This window comes from Thiothrix winogradskyi (genome assembly GCF_021650935.1).
GTDB lineage: Bacteria > Pseudomonadota > Gammaproteobacteria > Thiotrichales > Thiotrichaceae > Thiothrix > Thiothrix winogradskyi.
Genome location: NZ_CP091244.1, coordinates 1,669,121 through 1,687,237, shown reverse-complemented (window position 1 = coordinate 1,687,237; position 18,117 = coordinate 1,669,121). Strand labels below are relative to the sequence as shown.

Below are 18,117 nucleotides of genomic sequence, written 5' to 3'. Positions count from 1 at the left end.
CCCATGTACGAACAAGTCTCCCATTCCCTGCTCAATGACATTCTGATTGAGCTTGACCCCAGCATTAAAGGCGAAGGCTTGCGGCATTTTTATACCCGCCTGGGGGCAAATTTTTACGCGATACACTCGTTGTTTACCGTGTTGTATGGCAAACGCGACGATTACCGCGCCCAGATGCAGTGCTTGGTGGAAACGATGGCGCGGCAATACGTCTTGCGCCCCAACCACCTGCGCGAATCCGATCTGGAACGTGAAAAAGACCATAACTGGTTTTTAAGCCAACAATGGGTCGGCATGGCACTTTATGCCGATGGCTTCGCCCAAAACCTTCCCGATTTGACGGAACGGGTGCATTACTTTCAGGAATTGGGGGTCAACATGGTGCATTTAATGCCCATGATGCAATGCCCACGCGGGGCAAGTGACGGCGGCTATGCGATCAGTGATTTCCGTCAGATTGATAGCCGCTTTGGCACATTGGCTGATTTGCAAACACTGGCAGACGAGTTACGCAAACGCGGCATCTTGTTGACACTCGATGTGGTATTAAACCACACATCCAACGAACACGAATGGGCAAAGCAAGCCAAAGCAAGCTGCCCTTTGCATCAGGATTACTACTACATATTCGATAACCGCGAAGTGCCGGATATGTTTGAGCGCACCATGCCGGAAGTTTTCCCGGAAAACTCCCCCGGAAACTTCACCTGGGATGAAGACATGGGCAAGTGGGTAATGACAGTCTTCAACAGCTACCAATGGGATTTGAATTACAGCAACCCCGCCGTTTTCATTGAAATGCTCGACATTATTTTGTATTGGGCGAATCACGGCGTGGATATTCTGCGGCTGGATGCGGTGGCGTTTCTGTGGAAAAAAATTGGGAGCATTTGTCAGAATGAGCGCGAAGCCCATTTGTTGTTGCAACTGTTCAAGGATTGCTGCCAAGTGACCGCCCCCGGTGTGCTGTTCATTGCCGAGGCGATTGTTGCGCCGGTAGAAATCATCAAGTATTTCGGCGAGGATGCGATTAATGCCAAGGAATGCGAAATTGCTTATAACGCCACCTTCATGGCGTTATTGTGGGATGCGGTCGCCACCAAAAATGCCAAGTTACTCACCCAAGGCATTAAAAGTTTGCCGGATAAACTGGAACGTGCCACTTGGCTGAATTATGTGCGTTGCCACGACGATATTGGGCTGGGGTTTGATGATAATGACATCCGTGCGGTGGATTATGAACCCTATGCTCACCGTCAATTTCTGATCGACTATTTCACCGGGCGTTATGCCGGGTCGCCTGCGCGGGGCTTGCCATTTGGCTATAACGATAAAACCGGCGATACCCGCATTGCCGGGTCACTGGCTTCCTTGGTAGGGCTGGGAACGGCATTGCAAACTGATGACCCCAAAGCCTTGGAAGCCGCGCTCAAAACCATTGTGCTATTGCATGGCATGATTTTAGCGTTCGGTGGGATTCCATTGCTGTATTACGGTGATGAAATCGGCACACTTAACGACACCACCTATCTGGATGACCCCGCCAAAGCCAATGATAGCCGCTGGGCGCACCGCCCGCGTATCGACTGGAATAAAGCCGATTTACGCAATACCCCCGGCACGCTGGAATTTCGTCTGTTCAATGCCTTGAAAAAACTCATCGCTATTCGCAAGGAAGTTCCGGCATTTGCCGATTTTAATAACCGCGAATTGTTGGATGTGGGCAACCCACACTTGTTTGTGTTTGCACGTTTCGACATTCACCAACCGATGAACAAAGTGCTGGTGGTGGCAAATTTTGATGCCAATCCGCAACACCTGAATCTGGAGGATTTGGGGCGCAAGGCGTTTTTCCGTCATGCCAGTGTGCGTGATTTATATTCGGGGGAACGCCCTACCATGTTCAAGGAAGAGTTGGTGATTCCGCCCTTGCAGTTTTATTGGTTAACGGATTTGTAAGCAAATCAACCAACGGAATACATCCAATCACCTGCTTAGGCACATCCAAAAAATTTGCAGTTTGCCAATTTAACTGCTTTACTCAAGGTCTTCCCTCTGTTTTCGAGGGGAGTTCGCCGACTATTGGAGAAATGAGTTTTATGAAATACAAGCATTACCCTGTGGTATTTCCGCATATTTCTGAGAATACAAAATTCGTTGTTATATTGTGCGCTGCGCTATTGGGCAGTGCTTTAGTGGCGGGACTCGGTGGCACACCATCCACCGCTGAAATGGTGCAAGAAGAAAAACAGGCACCTGACGTAACTGAAGAAACAGGATAAAAAAGCCACTCAGTATTGGGGAGAGTTTAAGCCCACTACTGAGTAGCTGCTGACTTTCCACCAAGTGGAGATCAGTAAGTAGTCAAGCGGGGCAATACTAACACAAAAAGTACCGAAACAGTGCATAACCTTAAGCCACTATTAGCGCAATCATTAATGCAATAATCAAAAACATGTTAAATTTCCACGCATTAGTTTTCTCTGTGACTTTTTAGCAACGTTTGATACATTTACGACACTAACCCGCGTGTCATTTGTGTTACCCTTGCGATTCCTAGGAACCAAAACACTGGTCACACAATGAAAAAAAATCTGCTTATCATCGCTTTATTGGGCTTTATGCTAAGTGGCTGTAGCCTCTTGCTGCACATTGAAGAACAGCAAACGATTGCCATCTATGATCGTGCCAATCCAGCGGTAGTATGCATTCACGCTGAGGAACAAGAGCCGGATGCGTTCGGGGAAATTGCCACGGGTACTGGCTTCCTTTGGGATACAAAAGGACATATTGTCACCACTCAACATTTGGTTTCTGGTTATGAAACCCTGACCGTCAGCTTTGAAAATCAAGGTACACGGCAAGCTGACGTGGTTAATTCGGACAACGAATACGATTTAGCCGTCTTAAAACTGCGTGACACCACAAATCTGCCCTCCCCCGCTCTCACCCATAGCAGCAAAGATTTGAAAATTGGGCAACACGTTTACAGCATCAGTAATGCCTTCGATTTAGGTCGTAGTTTCACCTCTGGTATCGTTTCTGCTTTGGGGCGTAATTTCGGCGACCCACAAACCGGCGGTATTGGCAACTTGATCCAAACCGATGCTGCCATTAACCCCGGCAGTTCCGGCGCACCCTTGCTGGACAGCAGCGGGCGGGTTATTGGGGTGAATGTTGCCATTTACAGCCTATCGGGAGGTTCAGATGGGATTGGTTTTGCCGTGCCGATGGATGTGGTTCGCCAGATTGTGCCGCGCTTGATCAATACCCCTAAAACACTGTAACGGCATTAGCCATTATTTTTGAAGCTTTTTGCACATACCAGAAAATCCTGATAGATTGGAAATCACTATCATAACAGTAGATCGTTAGCCGTATGCGCAAGCACCTTGTCACATTCCTCATCCTGCTGATGGCTGCCTTGCCAGTCTGGTCAGTGGCGATGGTGTGCCATCATGTGCAAACCCAGCCGCAAATGGCAACGGTGATCGACGCACCAAGCACCGGGCATCATTGCCACCTTGAAGTGCAAAAACAGCAGCCCCAGCAAGCCGGGCAAATCTGCGCTGATGCTTGCTATTGCGACCAGCTCCAACATGCACAATTCATTTTAAGCCTGCCGGTATTGCCTACTGAGCTACCAACGCACCGTTTTATTCCGCCAATGTTCTCCCTACAAGCATTGCCAGAACCCACTGACATACCCTACCGCCCCCCCATTGCCTGAACTGTAGGTCGGACTTCAGTCCGACACCCTCTCCCAACGTTGTTTTTGTCGGGCTAAAGCTCGACCTACAGTACCGGACAAAAATCATGAAAAAACAAATAGTTGCCGTATTAAGCGGCTGCTTGCTCATGGGTATGGCAAGCCTCCCTTTACCCGCGTTGGCGCATGGTGGCGAAGACCACAGCCACGACGATGCCCCCCCTACCCCCATCGTCGCCCCCGCCAACAGCGGGATACGCTGGGAATTGAATTCACCCGACGTGGAACTGCTCGGCATCATTCATGACGACAAACTCACCCTGTATGCCAGCCATTTCCGTGACAACACCCCTATTTCCAATGCCAAAATCGAGTTGGAAAGCAAGGGACAAACGCTACTGCTGCAAACGGATACCAACGGCATCGGTGAAACACAAGCCACATGGTTGCAGCAAGCGGACAAACACGAATTACTGGCAACGGTGCAAGCCAAAGGTATAAACGATTTGCTGGCTGGCAGGCTAACGTTCAGCAACGGCGCAGCACAAGCAACCCGCTTGAGCGATGGCAGCGTGTTTATGCCACAAGCCTCCCAGCAGATACTCGACTTACGCACTGCCATCGGCAAACCGCAAAGCGTTGCCCACAGCATCACCCTTAACGGAGTCGTGGTCAGTGACCCGAATGCCAGTGCCATCATTCAACCAACCCTGGGCGGGCGCGTGCTTGCCCCGCCACAAGGTTTCCCCACCTTGGGCAGCCGCGTGGAAAAAGGGCAAACCCTCGCCATCCTCGAACCCGCCGCCAGCAATACCGACAAGGGCGACCAGCAAGACAAGATCGCGGAAGTCCGTTCCGAACTGGCACTCGCCGAAAAAAACGCCGCACGGCTCAGCAGCATTGTCGGGGTTATCCCGCAAATGGAAGTCGATGCCGCCCGCAACACCGCCGACACCCTCAAAGCCCGCCTTAACGCCCTGCAAGGCAGCCTCGCGCAACAGCCACAACCACTGCTTGCGCCCCTGTCCGGCATTATTAGCAGCGTCAAAGTAGTATTGGGGCAACAAGCCAATGCTGGTGATGTCCTGTTTGAAATCATCGACCCAACACGCTTGCAAGTCGAAGCCCTTGCCTACGACACCGCATTAGCCGCGCAAATCACCGGCGCAACCGCCACCCTCAACGCCCAAACCTTAACCCTCAACTTCATCGGCAGCAGCCAACAACTCCGCAATCAAGCCCTCCCATTACGTTTTAAGGTGGAAGAAAAAGGAGAAATTGCCCTCACCATCGGCCAACCCCTCAAACTCACCGTACACACCCGCACCACCATCCAAGGCACACCCGTGCCCGCCAGCAGCTTGGTCAACAATAACCAACAACAGCCAACCGTGTGGGTAAAAACCGCTGCCGAACGCTTCACCTCTCATGTGGTCAAAGCGCAAACGCTGGATGCTGACACCTTGGTGATTACCGAAGGTTTGCCCAACAGCAGCATCCGTGTGGTGACAAACGGCGCGGCGTTGCTGTCGCAAGTGCGCTAGGGGGCTACCATGTTTAATGCCATTATTGATGTCAGCCTGAAACAACGGCTATTCGTGCTCATGGGAGCCGTACTGTTGCTGCTCTACGGGCTGTTTACCCTGCGGCAATTGCCGGTGGATGTATTCCCCGACCTCAACAAGCCGACTGTCACCCTGATGACCGAAGCACACGGCATGGCACCGGAAGAAGTCGAACAACTGGTCACATTCCCGCTGGAAACGGCAATGAACGGCTTGGAAGGCGTGACGCGAGTGCGTTCGGTTTCCGGGGTAGGGCTGTCGATTGTGTACGTGGAATTTGGCTGGGGGACGGATATTTACCGCAACCGCCAGCAGGTTTCCGAACGGCTGGGGGCAGTCAGCAGCCAGTTGCCTGCCGAGGTTGTGCCGCAAATGTCGCCGATCAGTTCGATCATGGGGGAAATTTTGCTGGTGGCGATGACAATCGAAGAAACCCCTCCTCCGCTTCCCCTTATCAGGGGAGGAGCCAAGACGGACTCCGTATCTTATCCCTCCCCTGATAAGGGGAGGTTAGGAGGGGTTTCTTCGGGACAGGCTGGAGATGGATCCCTTTCCCCGATGGAGGTGCGGGATTTGGCGGAGTGGGTGGTGCGCCCGCGCTTGCTGGGGATTCCGGGGGTATCGCAAGTGATCCCGATGGGCGGTGAAGTGCGCCAGTACCGCATTACCCCGGATGTGGCGAACATGGAACGCTTGCAAATCAGTCTTAATCAGTTACAAACGACGCTGCACGGCTTTGCCAGCAATACCAGCGGCGGCTTTCTGGAATCACAGTCACAGGAGTACCTGATCCGCAATATCGGGCGCACTACTCGGCTGGAAGACATGCAACAACTGGTGGTAGCGCATCGTGACGACGTGCCGATTTTGCTGCAACAGGTGGCGCAAGTGGAATTTGCCGCTGGAGTGAAACGCGGGGAAGCCAGCTTCATGGGCAAGCCTGCGGTTATCCTGTCGGTACAAAAACAACCCGGTGTCGATACGGTCAAACTGACCAGCGAAGTGGAAGCGGCACTGGCAGAACTCAACCGCAATATGCCAGCGGGCATCAAGGCGGACAACCTGCTGTTCAAGCAAGCCAATTTCATTGAAGCCGCCATCAACAATGTGGAAGAAGCCTTGCTTGACGGGGCAATCATGGTGGTGATTGTGCTGTTTTTATTCCTACTGAATGTGCGTACCACCGTGATTTCCTTGACTGCCATCCCGCTGTCATTGTTGGCGGCAGCGTTGGTGTTCCATGCGTTTGGCTTGTCGGTCAATACCATGACACTGGGCGGTTTGGCGATTGCCTTGGGCGAACTGGTGGATGATGCGGTGGTGGATGTGGAAAACGTGCTGCGCCGCCTGCGCCAAAATGCCTTGCGACCACAACCGTTGCCTGCCTTGCAGGTGATTGCAGCAGCATCAAAAGAAGTGCGTTCCGGGGTGGTGTATGCCACGCTGATTGTGGTGCTGGTATTCGTGCCGCTGTTCTTTCTGGCGGGGATTGAGGGACGGTTGTTTACACCGCTGGGCGTTGCCTACATTGTGTCGATACTGGCGAGTCTGGGGGTGGCAGTTACGGTGACTCCGGTGCTGTGCTATTACTTGTTGGGGGTAGGGGCGGTTCGCGAACCGCCCCTACGGGACTACCACGACTCCCCGCTAGTCCGCTTCCTCAAACGCCTCGACACCCACGTGCTGTATTGGTCATTCCGTCACGTCAGGCTCTTGCTCAGCGGCGCGTTGATCGTGGTGTTGATCGCTATTGCCAGCATTCCGTTTTTCCCGCGTGCGTTCTTGCCCGCGTTCAATGAGGGTACGTTGACGATCAGCATGATGTTGCAACCGGGCATTTCGCTGACGGAATCCAACCGCATTGGTACGCTGGCAGAAAACCTGTTGCTGCAAGTGCCGGAGGTGAAACAGGTCGGGCGGCGTACCGGACGCGCCGAATTGGATGAACACGCCGAAGGAGTGCATTCCAGTGAAATTGATGTGGATCTGGAACCGTCAGAACGGGGACGTGATGCGGTATTGGCGGACATCCGCACGCGCTTGGCGGTGATTCCGGCTTCCGTCAATATCGGGCAACCGATTTCGCACCGTCTGGATCACATGCTCTCTGGAGTCAGGGCGCAAATTGCCTTGAAAGTGTTTGGCGATGACACCGACACCTTGCGCAGTCTGGCAACAGAACTGCAAACCCGCTTGGCGGCGATTCCCGGCGTGGTCGATTTGCAGCTCGAAAAGCAAGTGCGCATCCCGCAATTGCAGGTACGGGTGGATTACAGCAAAGTGCAGCAATACGGCGTTACCCCTGCCAGCATCAATCAGGCACTCGAAACCCTTGCCAATGGCGCAACCGTTGCCCAAGTGCTGGACAATAATCGCCGTGCCGACGTAGTGATTCGCCTGCAAGACGCTGACCGCACTGCCCACGGCTTACGCAACTTATTGGTGGAAACCCACTCCGGTTACATCCCCTTGCAGCAAATTGCCAGCATCGAAGACAGCAGCGGCCCCAACCAGATTGTGCGCGAAAACAGCCGCCGCCGTATGGTGCTGTCTGCCAATGCCGCCGCTGACGCGGACATGGCAGCCGTGGTGCAAGCGATTCGAGCGGAACTGGCAACGTTTCCGCTTCCCGAAGGCTATTTCACTCGCTTGGAAGGGCAATTTCAGGCACAAGAGCAAGCCACCCAACTCATTGCCATGCTCGCATTGGTGTCGCTGACGCTGATTTTTTTGGTGTTGTACAGCCGTTACCAGTCCAGTGTGCTGGCTCTCATTATCATGGGAAATATTCCGCTGGCACTGGTGGGCGGCGTGGTGGCATTGTGGCTGGCGGGGCAAACGCTATCGGTGGCGAGTTTGGTGGGTTTTATCACGCTGGCGGGAATTTCGACCCGTAACGGCATCCTCAAAATCAGCCATTACATCAATCTGGTGCGGCATGAAGGCGAAACCTTCGGCATCCCCATGATCGTGCGCGGCAGTCTGGAACGTTTGACGCCGGTACTGATGACCGCGCTGGTGGCAGCTTTCGCGCTGTTACCGCTGCTGCTGGCGGGCGGCGATCCGGGTAAGGAAATCCTCTACCCGGTGGCATTAGTCATTTTCGGCGGGTTGGTCAGCTCCACCCTGCTGGACACCCTGCTTACTCCGGTGCTGTTTTACCGCTGGGGCGAACAACCGTTACACCATTTGTTATCCACTCAAGGAGATTCTCATGAAACTGTTTAAAACCACCCTGTTTGCTGCCTCGCTGTTAATTGCTGGCTACGCGCTGGCACACACCGATGAATACCTCGATAGCCAACCAACGCCACATGGCGGGCAAATCCGCATGACCGATGCCTACCATCTCGAACTGGTGGTCAAGGACAAGGAACTCACGGTTTACGTGATGGATCATGGGAATGAGGCGCAACCCAGTGCGGGCATGACTGCCACTGCCACAATACTGTCTGGCGAAACCAAAACCGAGGTAAAGCTGGAACCGGCAGAAGAAAATCTGCTGAAAGGCACGGGTGATTTCAAGATCAGCGATGACATGAAAGTGGTGCTGTCGGTTACGCCTGCGCCGCTGACAGTGCGTTATACGCCGTTCCAAAAACCTCAGGCAGAAACACCGAAGCAATAGGAAGCAAACTCAGTTACCTAACTAACGTCGCCCGTTCGCTTTAAATAAGCCATACGGGCTAATTTTAACAATAAGACAATCCAAGGTATGGCATGAAGCAGTAAATCAAAGATGTCGATCGGCTTGCTCAGTGTGCCTGCGCCGAGCATTTTTAACTTTTCCCACAAGTGTGGCTCAGGAACAAAGGGGGCTAAACCAAGCGTCAGGGCGACCAGCAGTAGCAGGACAACAGGTATATTATCAATCAGGTGCAAAATTTTAGTCATCATAAGCATCAAAAATCATAAAAATCCAAGAGGTCAGGCGCGATTTGACTCCATGTTCCACACAAGTCGCACACTGGGCATTATCTGCTGGGCATACTACCAAGATTCAAAACGGTCTTCATTACACGTTTGCGCTGCATCCAAACTAGCACCTGTGACGTATTAATCAGTACATAGCTTAACAGGAAGGTTAATAATGAACACATGGCAACGCAACGTATATAAAACATTGATTATTTTAGGTGTTATGGCGAGCCACCCGCTAATGGCAGCCGACAATGTACCCGTGGGTGACTTTTCCCAACAGCAGCTTACTGACTGGAAACCGCAAGTGTTTAGCGGCAAGACCGCTTATGAATTCGAGCAACAAGGCAAGGAAACCGTGCTAACCGCTACCAGTCAAGCGAGTGCTTCTGGTTTGGTGCGCCGTATCCGTGTCGATTTACAGGAAACGCCTTTTCTGAATTGGTCATGGCAAATTCAAAATCAACTGCCCGATTTGAATGAGCAAACCAAAGCGGGCGATGATTACGCCGCAAGGGTTTATGTGGTTGTCGATGGCGGTTTGCTAAAATGGAACAGTAAAGCCGTCAATTATGTCTGGGCAAGCAATACGCCGCCTGGTCAAAGCTGGGGCAATGCCTTTTTGCCGGATAATGCCAAAATGCTGGCGGTGCGTGGTGAGAAAGACAAACCGATGGGAATGGTTAAGGAAAAGCGCAATGTCGCTGCCGATTTCAAACAGTTATTCGGCACTGAGGTGCGTTACATTGATGCGGTAGCAATTATGACCGATACCGATAACAGTAAAGGAGAGGCGCAAGCTGCTTACGGTGATATTTTCTTTTCCAGCAAATAAACACTCATAATAAAAGGCTCACCCCATGAACCAGAAAACCCTGCTCATTGCGGCACTCCTTAGTGCTATTGCTGCTTTTTTCATCTTTGATTTGCAGCAGTATTTTTCGCTGGATTACATTAAAGCCCAGCAAGATGCCTTTGCTGCGCACTACGCGGCAAACACCCTCAGTACTTTGCTGATTTTCTTCGTGATCTACCTGGCGGTGACGGCTTTATCCCTGCCCGGTGCGGCGATTATGACGGTGCTGGCGGGGGCATTGTTTGGCTTGGTGACAGGGGTAATCATGGTGTCATTCGCGAGCACGCTCGGTGCTACGCTGGCGTTTATGGTGTCGCGCTATGTTTTGCGGGATAGTTTGCGTGCTCGCTACCCCGATAAATTGCAAGCCATTAACGCCGGTATTACCAAAGAAGGCGCTTTATACCTGTTTGCGTTGCGCTTGGTTCCCCTATTCCCGTTTTTCCTGATCAACTTACTGATGGGGATTACTAACTTCCGTACCAAGACATTCTATTGGGTGAGCCAATTGGGGATGTTGGCGGGTACGGTTGTGTATGTCTATGCCGGTACGCAGTTGGCACAGTTGGACTCGTTGGCAGGGATTTTGTCACCCGGCATTATTGTCGCCTTCGTGTTATTAGGCACGTTCCCGCTGGTGGCGAAGAAAATCATGGATCGGATTCGTGCCAATAAAATCCTTGCTCCATTTAATAAACCCACAACCTTCGATAATAACCTGATTGTGATTGGGGCGGGTTCGGGCGGTTTGGTTTCTGCTTACATTGCCGCCGCAGTGAAAGCCAAAGTCACTTTAATTGAAAAACATAAAATGGGTGGGGATTGCTTAAATACCGGCTGTGTTCCCAGTAAGGCATTAATTCGCACCGCTAAAGCATTGAGCGAAGCCAAGCATTCTGCACAATACGGCATTAAACGCATGGAAGCCGAATTTGATTTTGCTGACGTGATGGCGCGGGTGAAACAGGTCATTAGCAAAATCGAACCGCATGATTCCATCGAGCGTTATACCGGCTTGGGGGTGAAGGTGATCGAAGGCGCGGCGCGGATTATTGACCCTTACCGGGTTGAGGTGAATGGTGAGACGTTGACCACGCGCAATATCATTATCGCCACCGGAGCGCGACCACTGGTTCCACCGATTAAGGGTTTGGACAGCGTAGACTACCTGACCAGTGATACGCTCTGGGCGTTGCAGGAACAACCCACGCGCTTATTAGTGCTGGGCGGTGGGCCAATCGGTTGTGAACTGGCACAGGCATTTGCCCGCTTGGGCAGTCAAGTCACCTTGGTCGAAATGGCTCCGCAAATTCTGATCCGTGAAGATGATGAGGTTGCCGCACAGGTACGCCAACAGTTTGCAGCCGATGGCATCACGGTGTTGACCGGGCATAAAGCCTTGGAATTCCGCCGCGAAAACGACCAGCAGCTCATGGTGTGTGAAGCGCAAGGGCAAACCAAACAACTGGTGTTCGATAAGGTGTTATTGGCGTTAGGGCGGCAAGCGAATGTGAGCGGCTTTGGTTTGGAAACCTTGGGTGTGGAGCTGACTGAGCGTGGCACGGTGGCAGCCAATGAATTTCTGGCGACCAATTTCCCGAATATTCATGTGGTCGGTGATGTGACCGGCCCTTATCAATTTACCCATGTTGCCGCGCATCAGGCATGGTTTGCCAGTGTGAATGCCTTGTTCGGCAGTGTGAAACGTTTCAAGGTGGATTATCGGGTGATTCCTTGGGCGACGTTTACTGACCCGGAAGTGGCACGGGTCGGCTTAAATGAAAAAGAGGCAACACAGCAGGGCGTTGCTTATGAAGTCACCACCTACGGCATTGATGATCTGGATCGAGCGATTGCCGACAGTGCTGATCATGGTCTGGTGAAAGTCCTCACCGTACCGGGGAAGGACACGATTCTTGGAGTCACGATCATGGGGAAAGGCGCGGGGGATTTAATCCCAGAGTTTGTACTGGCGATGAAATACAAACTCGGTCTGAATAAAATTCTCGGCACGATTCATATTTACCCGACCATGAGTGAAGCCAATAAATACGCGGCAGGTAACTGGAAGCGAGCACATGCCCCGGCAACGGTGCTGAACTGGCTAGAAAAATTCCATACTTGGAGAAGACATTAAATGCAATCGAATGCTTTTGCACAACGCTTAGCGGCAGAAAATCTGCCATTAAAACGCCCCAACATCACCACGCTGCAAGTGAATATCGGCAAACGTTGCAATCAGGCTTGCCACCATTGCCATGTCGAGGCAGGCCCCAAACATCCTGACAATATGGCATTGCCTACCTTGGAACGTTTGTTGGATTTATTGCGTACCGCACCGGCTGTACACACCGTGGATATTACCGGCGGCGCACCGGAATTGAATCCGCATTTTCGTTATTTTGTGTCTGAAATCCGCAAGCTAGGGCGCAAGGTCATCGACCGTTGCAATCTGACCGTGCTGTATGAACCGGGGCAAGCAGATACGGCTGAATTTTTGGCACAGCAAGGGGTAGAGATTGTGGCATCGCTGCCCTGCTATACCAAAGAAAACGTGGAAGCGCAGCGCGGGCGTTTTGTTTTCGATAAAAGCATTCAGGGCTTACGGCTACTGAATAGCTTGGGTTACGGTAAAGCAGGCAGTGGTCTGGTGTTGAATCTGGTGTATAACCCCGGCGGCGCGTTCCTGCCACCGAATCAACATGCATTACAGCATGATTACAAACAGCGTCTGTTCGATGATTTCGGCATTGAATTTAATCAGTTGTTTACCATTACCAATATGCCGATCAAACGCTACCGCCATGTTTTGGAACGTGACGGTGAGTTGGCGGCGTATATGCAGTTATTGCTGGATAATTTTAACCTGAGTGCGGCACAAGGAGTCATGTGTACGAACCTAATTTCGGTCGGTTTTGACGGGCAAATTTATGATTGTGATTTTAACCAAATGCTGGAAATGCCGGTAGCTGGGCGGGCACGTCAGGTGATGGCGATTAATCATCTGGATGAGATTACGCAGGATATTGTGGTGGCGAATCATTGCTTTGGTTGTACAGCGGGCGCGGGGAGTTCCTGCGGTGGGTCGTTGCTTTGATGTCAACGGGCAAGCTATCCATTATTATACCGCTAGCCCCCGCTGATACGAGCTGGCAGGTGTTGCTGGAAGATTTCGCAGCATTGGCAGCGCAAGCGGTGTTAACGGATACCGAAATTCTGTTCCTGGCGGCGGCAGCGTCCGACTTGACGGCGATCAACCAGCAGTTAAGTGCTTATTCGCCCGCTTTGCAGCAGCAAGTTCGCACGGTGCAGGCGGGGCATAGCCGTGCCACCGCGATGAATGCGGGGGCAAGTGTGGCGCAGGGCGAATACCTGTGGTTTGTTCATGCCGATTCACGCTTGCAAGCGCAGCATGTGGCTTCCTTGCTGAAGTCGATGCAACGCTTTCCCCACGCCTTGCATTATTTCAACTTGCGCTTTTATGGTCATCCGCTGATGGGGTTAAACGCCATCGGGGTGTGGATACGCTCGCACTGGTTGCGTAATCCGTTTGGTGATCAGGCATTGTGTCTGCGACAACAAGATTTTATCCGCATCGGTGCTTATCCCGAAGATGTGCGCATGGGCGAAGATCATGTACTGGTTTGGCACGCTTTGCAGCAGGGGATGCAACTCAAATGTACCGGCACTGCACTCCTGACCAGTGCTCGCAAGTACGCGCAACACGGCTGGCTGAAAACCACTGCACTGCACGTTTCCCTCTGGGCAAAACAGGCATGGCCAGAATTTAAGATCCTGTTAACACAACGCCGCCGGACATAAACGATGAAAGTTGCCATTGCTGTTTTCGTGAAAACCCCCGACCTGTCACCCGTCAAGACCCGGCTGGCAGCCACCTTGGGGCGTGTGCAAGCTGACGCTTTTTTTCATTTGGCGAAAGCAGCAAATGAAGCGTTGTTGGCGCAGGCAGTACCCGACTTTGCGGCGCAGGGGATCAGCTTATCCGCTTATTGGGCAGTCGGTGAACAACAGGGTCTGGCGCATCCGCTGTGGCAAAGCCGTTTCATGCATCGCTTACATACCGGCGAGGGTGGGCTGGGTGAGCGTATGCACCATGTGTACAGCACACTGTTACACACGCATGATGCGGTGCTGTTGGTGGGGATGGATAGCCCACAGAATTCGGTGAGTAATTTGCGGGATGCCGCACAATGCTTGCGCCAACCGCAGCGCTTAGTGATTGGGCCAGCACGGGATGGTGGCTTTTATTTGTTTGGTGGCAATACGCCCGTGCCACTTAGCCGCTGGACAGCCGTGCAATACGGTCAGGACGACACGTTGCAACAGTGGGTAGCGGCATTGCACGGTTATGACATCCATTACTTGAATGCCATGACCGATGTGGATACCGCAGCTAATCTGCGTCAGATGGTGGCTGAGATGCAGGGCGAGTTATTGCCGGAGCAGTTGGCGTTGCGGGTGTTTGTGCAAGGTTTGCCTCACCACGCTGATTCAGCGGATAGCTATTCGTAGGTCCCACAAACGGCTGAATCAGCATCTTGTCCAAACGTTCCCATTTCGGGTCACGAAACTGGTTAATGCCAATCGTCATGCCGTCGTGTCCATCGTCAGGCTGGGCGCGGTACGTTCCCATCATGCGATCCCAGACACTCAGATTAAAACCAAAATTGCTATTGGTTTCATGCGGATACCAAGAATGGTGTACGCGATGAAAATCAGGGGTAACGATCAATAAACGCAAGACTCGATCCACTGCCAACGGCATCCGCACATTGGAATGGTTAAACATTGCCAAGGAACTCAAAATGATTTCAAACAATAATACCGCAACGGCAGGAACACCCAACGCCACAATAACGGTCGCCTTAATGCCAAAGGATAATAAAATCTCCAACGGATGAAAGCGTAACCCCGTGGTGACATCAATATCCAAATCGGCATGATGCATCCGATGCAAACGCCATAACGTCGGTATCGCATGAAACATCACATGCTGCGCCCAAATAGTAAAATCCAGCACCACAATGGCAATCAACACCGTCAGCCACAACGGCAAGTTGACGACTTGTAGCAACCCCCACCCCTGACTTTCCACAAAGACTGCCAAGCCTACCGCCCCCGCCGGAACCACTAAACGGGTTAACAACGTGCCTAACGCAATCACGCCGAAATTATTTGACCAACGGTAAGCCTTGCTGACTGACAACGCACGGCGGGGCGCGACCCATTCCCATGTCGCCATAATGGCTAAAACACCCAACATCATTGCCATCCGAATAACCGGCTCTTGTTGCATTAACCAGTCGTACATTATCGGTTTTACCTTGCTTTAATGGATCCGCTGGCATATTAACATGGTTATGTGCGACACCCACATTGCCCCACTTGATGTTGCCCGCCAGACGGATAAGGTTGACGATAAAAAGGCTGGAACACGTCCAGCCTCTTCCGTTCACCGCTCCGAATAGCTCAAGAGTTACAAAACTCAAGCGTCAGTGCCCCTCAGCACACCCTCAAGCTGCATTTCTTTCAAAACACGGTCTTGAATGGGTTGTTTGGCTGCATTCATATCATCCACACCCCAAGTGATACCGACCACCGTGCGCGTGGGGCGTTTACCAGCGGGCATTTCAGCCAGTGCCAAATAGGCATCGACCACGAGCTGAGGCTTTGGCGCATCTTCGCTCTGCAAGAACGCCGCGAAGTGCGCACCCATAGCGGCAGGGACACCCGCCAATTCGCCATAACCGGTCAGCACATCGCTGTGTGCAGGTGGTTGACCCGATGCCAGCAGACCTGTACCAAACGGACCAGGCTGCACGATGGCGACATCAATACCGAATGGCGACACTTCGTAACGCAAGCCTTGCGAGTAACCCTCTAAAGCATGTTTGGTAGCACTGTAGGTGGAGAAAAATGGCGGCGAAATTTGACCAACCAAAGATGAAGTATTGATGATGAGACCGGACTTGGCCGCACGCATAGAGGGCAATACCGCTTGCATGGTACGGATGGCACCGAAGTAATTGGTTTCCATCTGTTCTTTGGCTTGAGCGATGCTGAAAGCCTCAGTGATGCCCAGATACATCACCCCTGCGTTGTTGATTAAAATATCAATCGTACCCGCTTTAGCCAGCACGCCCGCAATAGCGGTTTCAACGGATTCGTCGCTAGTGACATCCATATCGACGACATGAATGTGTGCGCTATGCGCTTGCAGATCAGCTTTGACCGCAGCGTTTTTGCCATCCGCGTTACGCATGGTGGCAAAGACTTGATAACCTTTATCCGCAAAATCTTTAGCCGCTTTCAGGCCAAAGCCGTTACTGCTGCCAGTGATGATTACATTTTTCATTGCTACTACCTTTGATAATGAGATTTATCGTTAACGAGTTAATTTCCGTAGAGGCGAAAAATTTTTCACCCCTACCCAGTGTGTTGCTGTGGATTAAACAAACAGGTTTACATCAGCTTTTTGCGCAGTCGGCAGGAAGCTTGCTGCACCCACCCATTCGCTGATGCCGTCAATGAAGTCGGCTTTGTCATGTCCGAACAAATCCACTGTCATCTGACACGCCACCATTTTTACTTCGGCTTCCAATGCCAACTCACGCAGCTCCTCGATGGATGCGACACCCTTTTGTTTCAGGGTTTCCTTCATCATGCTGGTGGCGGCAGTCTCGAAACCGGGAATGCCCGCCATCAACACATTGGGAATGGGCAAATTAGTTTTGCGCAACCATTCCGGCCCCATCGGCATTTTCATCGGCATGGCGGGGTTGCCGAGTGGGCTGACTTTCAAATCCAGCTTCTTTTTCAGCAAATCCAGACCGTAGAAGGTGAAAAATACCGACACATTCCAGCCTAGCGCGGCGGCGGTGGAGGCAAGGATGAACGGTGGGTAAGCCATATCCAGCGTTCCCTTGGTAGAGATGATAGTCATGGAAGGGATGTGGTTGGCTTCGCGTTCATCCATCTTGTGTTGGAAACGCTCGTCAAACCACTGATCAAACAAGGCTTTATCAAAACCAACCGGGCTGGTTTGGGCAGTAGCGGTCATGGTGCAGCTCCTTACGATTTACGGATCAAGAAAGCGTATTCCCCATTGGCATCGTTGGCTGACACCAATTCATTGCCGGTTTGCTGGCAAAATGCCTGCATATCCTTGACTGAACCGGGGTCACTGGCACGAACTTCCAGCGTATCGCCCGCACTCAGGGTGTTCAGTGCCTTTTTGGTACGCAAGATCGGTAACGGGCAATTGAGTCCGCGTGCGTCTAGGGTTTGCGTGGCTGTGGTCATGATCTTACTCCTGTGGGCTATGGTTAAAAATAAGCGAAACTTTACCGACTGGTCAGTCAAGTTTCAGCATAAAAAATTTTTAGCTAGTCGCTGACTCTTCAATGCGGATGGTCAACATGGCAACACCTAGTTCCCGTATCAATTCGGGATCATTACGGGTTTTTGCCAACAACATTAAACCTTCGACGAAGGCAAACATCGCCGCAGCGGTGGCAACCGTATCGCACGGGGCAATTTCCCCCGTCCGTACCCCTTGCTCCAATGCAGTTCTCAGCGACATCTCCATTTGCTGCAACAAACCATTAAGACGCTGGCGAATGACTTCATCCTGGGTACTCATTTCCGAGGACATATTCCCGAAAGGGCAACCCAGCGTTTTGCCGATTTGTTCCTTGGTGCTTTTCTGAAAAATATACACATTATCCAGAAAGGCACGCAATTGCTGCATCGCAGACCATTCTTGGCGGAACGAGCGGGCTAACAGCTCCTGTTTTGAAATAATGAAAAACTCATCCAGCACCGCCAATGTCAGTTCCTGCTTGGAAGGAAAAAAGTGGTAGAAACTGCCTTTTTGCACCCCCGCCACGTCACAAATTTCCTTCACACCCACATTGCCATAACTGCGCGAGTAGAGCAGTTCACGAGCACTGTTGAGCAGGCGTTGGCGGGTGTCGGTTACGGTATTCATAGGAACATCCTAGTTGACCAGTCGGTAAAATGCAAGTGTGATTACAGTACAAATCTAC

At 51.9% G+C, this 18,117-nt stretch carries 18 protein-coding genes; 12 read left to right on the top strand and 6 right to left on the bottom strand.

What is annotated here, in order from left to right:
- Positions 1–3 precede the first annotated feature (3 nt).
- The 7 genes from L2Y54_RS08590 to L2Y54_RS08560 all read left to right on the top strand — a co-directional run bounded on the left by L2Y54_RS08590 (position 4) and on the right by L2Y54_RS08560 (position 8,902).
- Positions 4–1,959: an alpha-amylase family glycosyl hydrolase gene (locus L2Y54_RS08590; protein WP_236501421.1), complete on the top strand. Its 1,956-nt coding sequence runs from the start codon at positions 4–6 to the stop codon at positions 1,957–1,959.
- A 140-nt stretch (positions 1,960–2,099) separates the two neighbouring features.
- Complete coding sequence (locus L2Y54_RS08585) at positions 2,100–2,282, top strand: hypothetical protein (protein ID WP_236501420.1); 183 nt, start codon at positions 2,100–2,102, stop codon at positions 2,280–2,282.
- Between the two features lie 300 nt (positions 2,283–2,582).
- Positions 2,583–3,287, top strand: coding sequence for a S1C family serine protease (locus L2Y54_RS08580; protein ID WP_236501419.1), 705 nt, complete (start codon positions 2,583–2,585; stop codon positions 3,285–3,287).
- Between the two features lie 92 nt (positions 3,288–3,379).
- Positions 3,380–3,730, top strand: a complete 351-nt coding sequence (locus L2Y54_RS08575) for a hypothetical protein (protein ID WP_236501417.1) — start codon at positions 3,380–3,382, stop codon at positions 3,728–3,730.
- Positions 3,731–3,816: 86 nt separating this feature from the next.
- On the top strand, positions 3,817–5,253 hold the full coding sequence (locus L2Y54_RS08570) for an efflux RND transporter periplasmic adaptor subunit (protein ID WP_236501416.1): 1,437 nt from the start codon (positions 3,817–3,819) through the stop codon (positions 5,251–5,253).
- 9 nt (positions 5,254–5,262) lie between these two features.
- Entirely contained in the window at positions 5,263–8,502 is a 3,240-nt protein-coding gene (locus tag L2Y54_RS08565; RefSeq protein WP_236501415.1) for an efflux RND transporter permease subunit, read from the top strand.
- Positions 8,489–8,902: a hypothetical protein gene (locus L2Y54_RS08560; RefSeq protein WP_236501414.1), complete on the top strand. Its 414-nt coding sequence runs from the start codon at positions 8,489–8,491 to the stop codon at positions 8,900–8,902. Before L2Y54_RS08565 ends, L2Y54_RS08560 begins: the two co-directional genes overlap by 14 nt.
- Positions 8,903–8,919: 17 nt before the next feature.
- Here L2Y54_RS08560 and L2Y54_RS08555 read toward each other — a convergent pair whose 3' ends face one another.
- Entirely contained in the window at positions 8,920–9,171 is a 252-nt protein-coding gene (locus L2Y54_RS08555; protein WP_236501413.1) for an RND transporter, read from the bottom strand.
- Between the two features lie 193 nt (positions 9,172–9,364).
- Here L2Y54_RS08555 and L2Y54_RS08550 point away from each other — a divergent pair, with 193 nt between their 5' ends.
- The 5 genes from L2Y54_RS08550 to L2Y54_RS08530 are packed head-to-tail and all read left to right on the top strand — an operon-like array spanning position 9,365 to position 14,581.
- Positions 9,365–10,027, top strand: coding sequence for a DUF3047 domain-containing protein (locus L2Y54_RS08550; RefSeq protein WP_236501412.1), 663 nt, complete (start codon positions 9,365–9,367; stop codon positions 10,025–10,027).
- A 25-nt stretch (positions 10,028–10,052) separates the two neighbouring features.
- On the top strand, positions 10,053–12,185 hold the full coding sequence (locus L2Y54_RS08545) for an FAD-dependent oxidoreductase (RefSeq protein ID WP_236501411.1): 2,133 nt from the start codon (positions 10,053–10,055) through the stop codon (positions 12,183–12,185).
- The gene (gene arsS, locus L2Y54_RS08540; protein ID WP_236501410.1) at positions 12,186–13,145 is read left to right on the top strand and encodes an arsenosugar biosynthesis radical SAM (seleno)protein ArsS; all 960 of its coding nucleotides are present in this window, start codon (positions 12,186–12,188) and stop codon (positions 13,143–13,145) included.
- Positions 13,145–13,870, top strand: coding sequence for a glycosyltransferase (locus tag L2Y54_RS08535; protein ID WP_236501409.1), 726 nt, complete (start codon positions 13,145–13,147; stop codon positions 13,868–13,870). Before arsS ends, L2Y54_RS08535 begins: the two co-directional genes overlap by 1 nt.
- A gap of 3 nt (positions 13,871–13,873) precedes the next feature.
- Positions 13,874–14,581 (top strand): TIGR04282 family arsenosugar biosynthesis glycosyltransferase, encoded by a 708-nt coding sequence (locus L2Y54_RS08530; RefSeq protein ID WP_236501408.1) that lies wholly within the window; start codon positions 13,874–13,876, stop codon positions 14,579–14,581.
- Here the strand turns inward: L2Y54_RS08530 and L2Y54_RS08525 are convergent.
- The 5 genes from L2Y54_RS08525 to L2Y54_RS08505 all read right to left on the bottom strand — a co-directional run bounded on the left by L2Y54_RS08525 (position 14,463) and on the right by L2Y54_RS08505 (position 18,059).
- Entirely contained in the window at positions 14,463–15,380 is a 918-nt protein-coding gene (locus L2Y54_RS08525; RefSeq protein WP_414718458.1) for a sterol desaturase family protein, read from the bottom strand. The genes L2Y54_RS08530 and L2Y54_RS08525 overlap by 119 nt on opposite strands.
- A gap of 174 nt (positions 15,381–15,554) precedes the next feature.
- Positions 15,555–16,424 carry an SDR family oxidoreductase gene (locus L2Y54_RS08520; protein WP_236501407.1) on the bottom strand — a complete coding sequence of 290 codons (870 nt, stop codon included), beginning with the start codon at positions 16,422–16,424 and terminating at the stop codon, positions 15,555–15,557.
- A gap of 93 nt (positions 16,425–16,517) precedes the next feature.
- Positions 16,518–17,129: a sulfur carrier protein DsrE2 gene (gene dsrE2, locus L2Y54_RS08515; RefSeq protein ID WP_479688092.1), complete on the bottom strand. Its 612-nt coding sequence runs from the start codon at positions 17,127–17,129 to the stop codon at positions 16,518–16,520.
- A gap of 11 nt (positions 17,130–17,140) precedes the next feature.
- Positions 17,141–17,371: a sulfurtransferase TusA family protein gene (locus L2Y54_RS08510; RefSeq protein WP_236501405.1), complete on the bottom strand. Its 231-nt coding sequence runs from the start codon at positions 17,369–17,371 to the stop codon at positions 17,141–17,143.
- 79 nt (positions 17,372–17,450) lie between these two features.
- The gene (locus L2Y54_RS08505; RefSeq protein WP_236501403.1) at positions 17,451–18,059 is read right to left on the bottom strand and encodes a TetR/AcrR family transcriptional regulator; all 609 of its coding nucleotides are present in this window, start codon (positions 18,057–18,059) and stop codon (positions 17,451–17,453) included.
- Positions 18,060–18,117 lie beyond the last annotated feature (58 nt).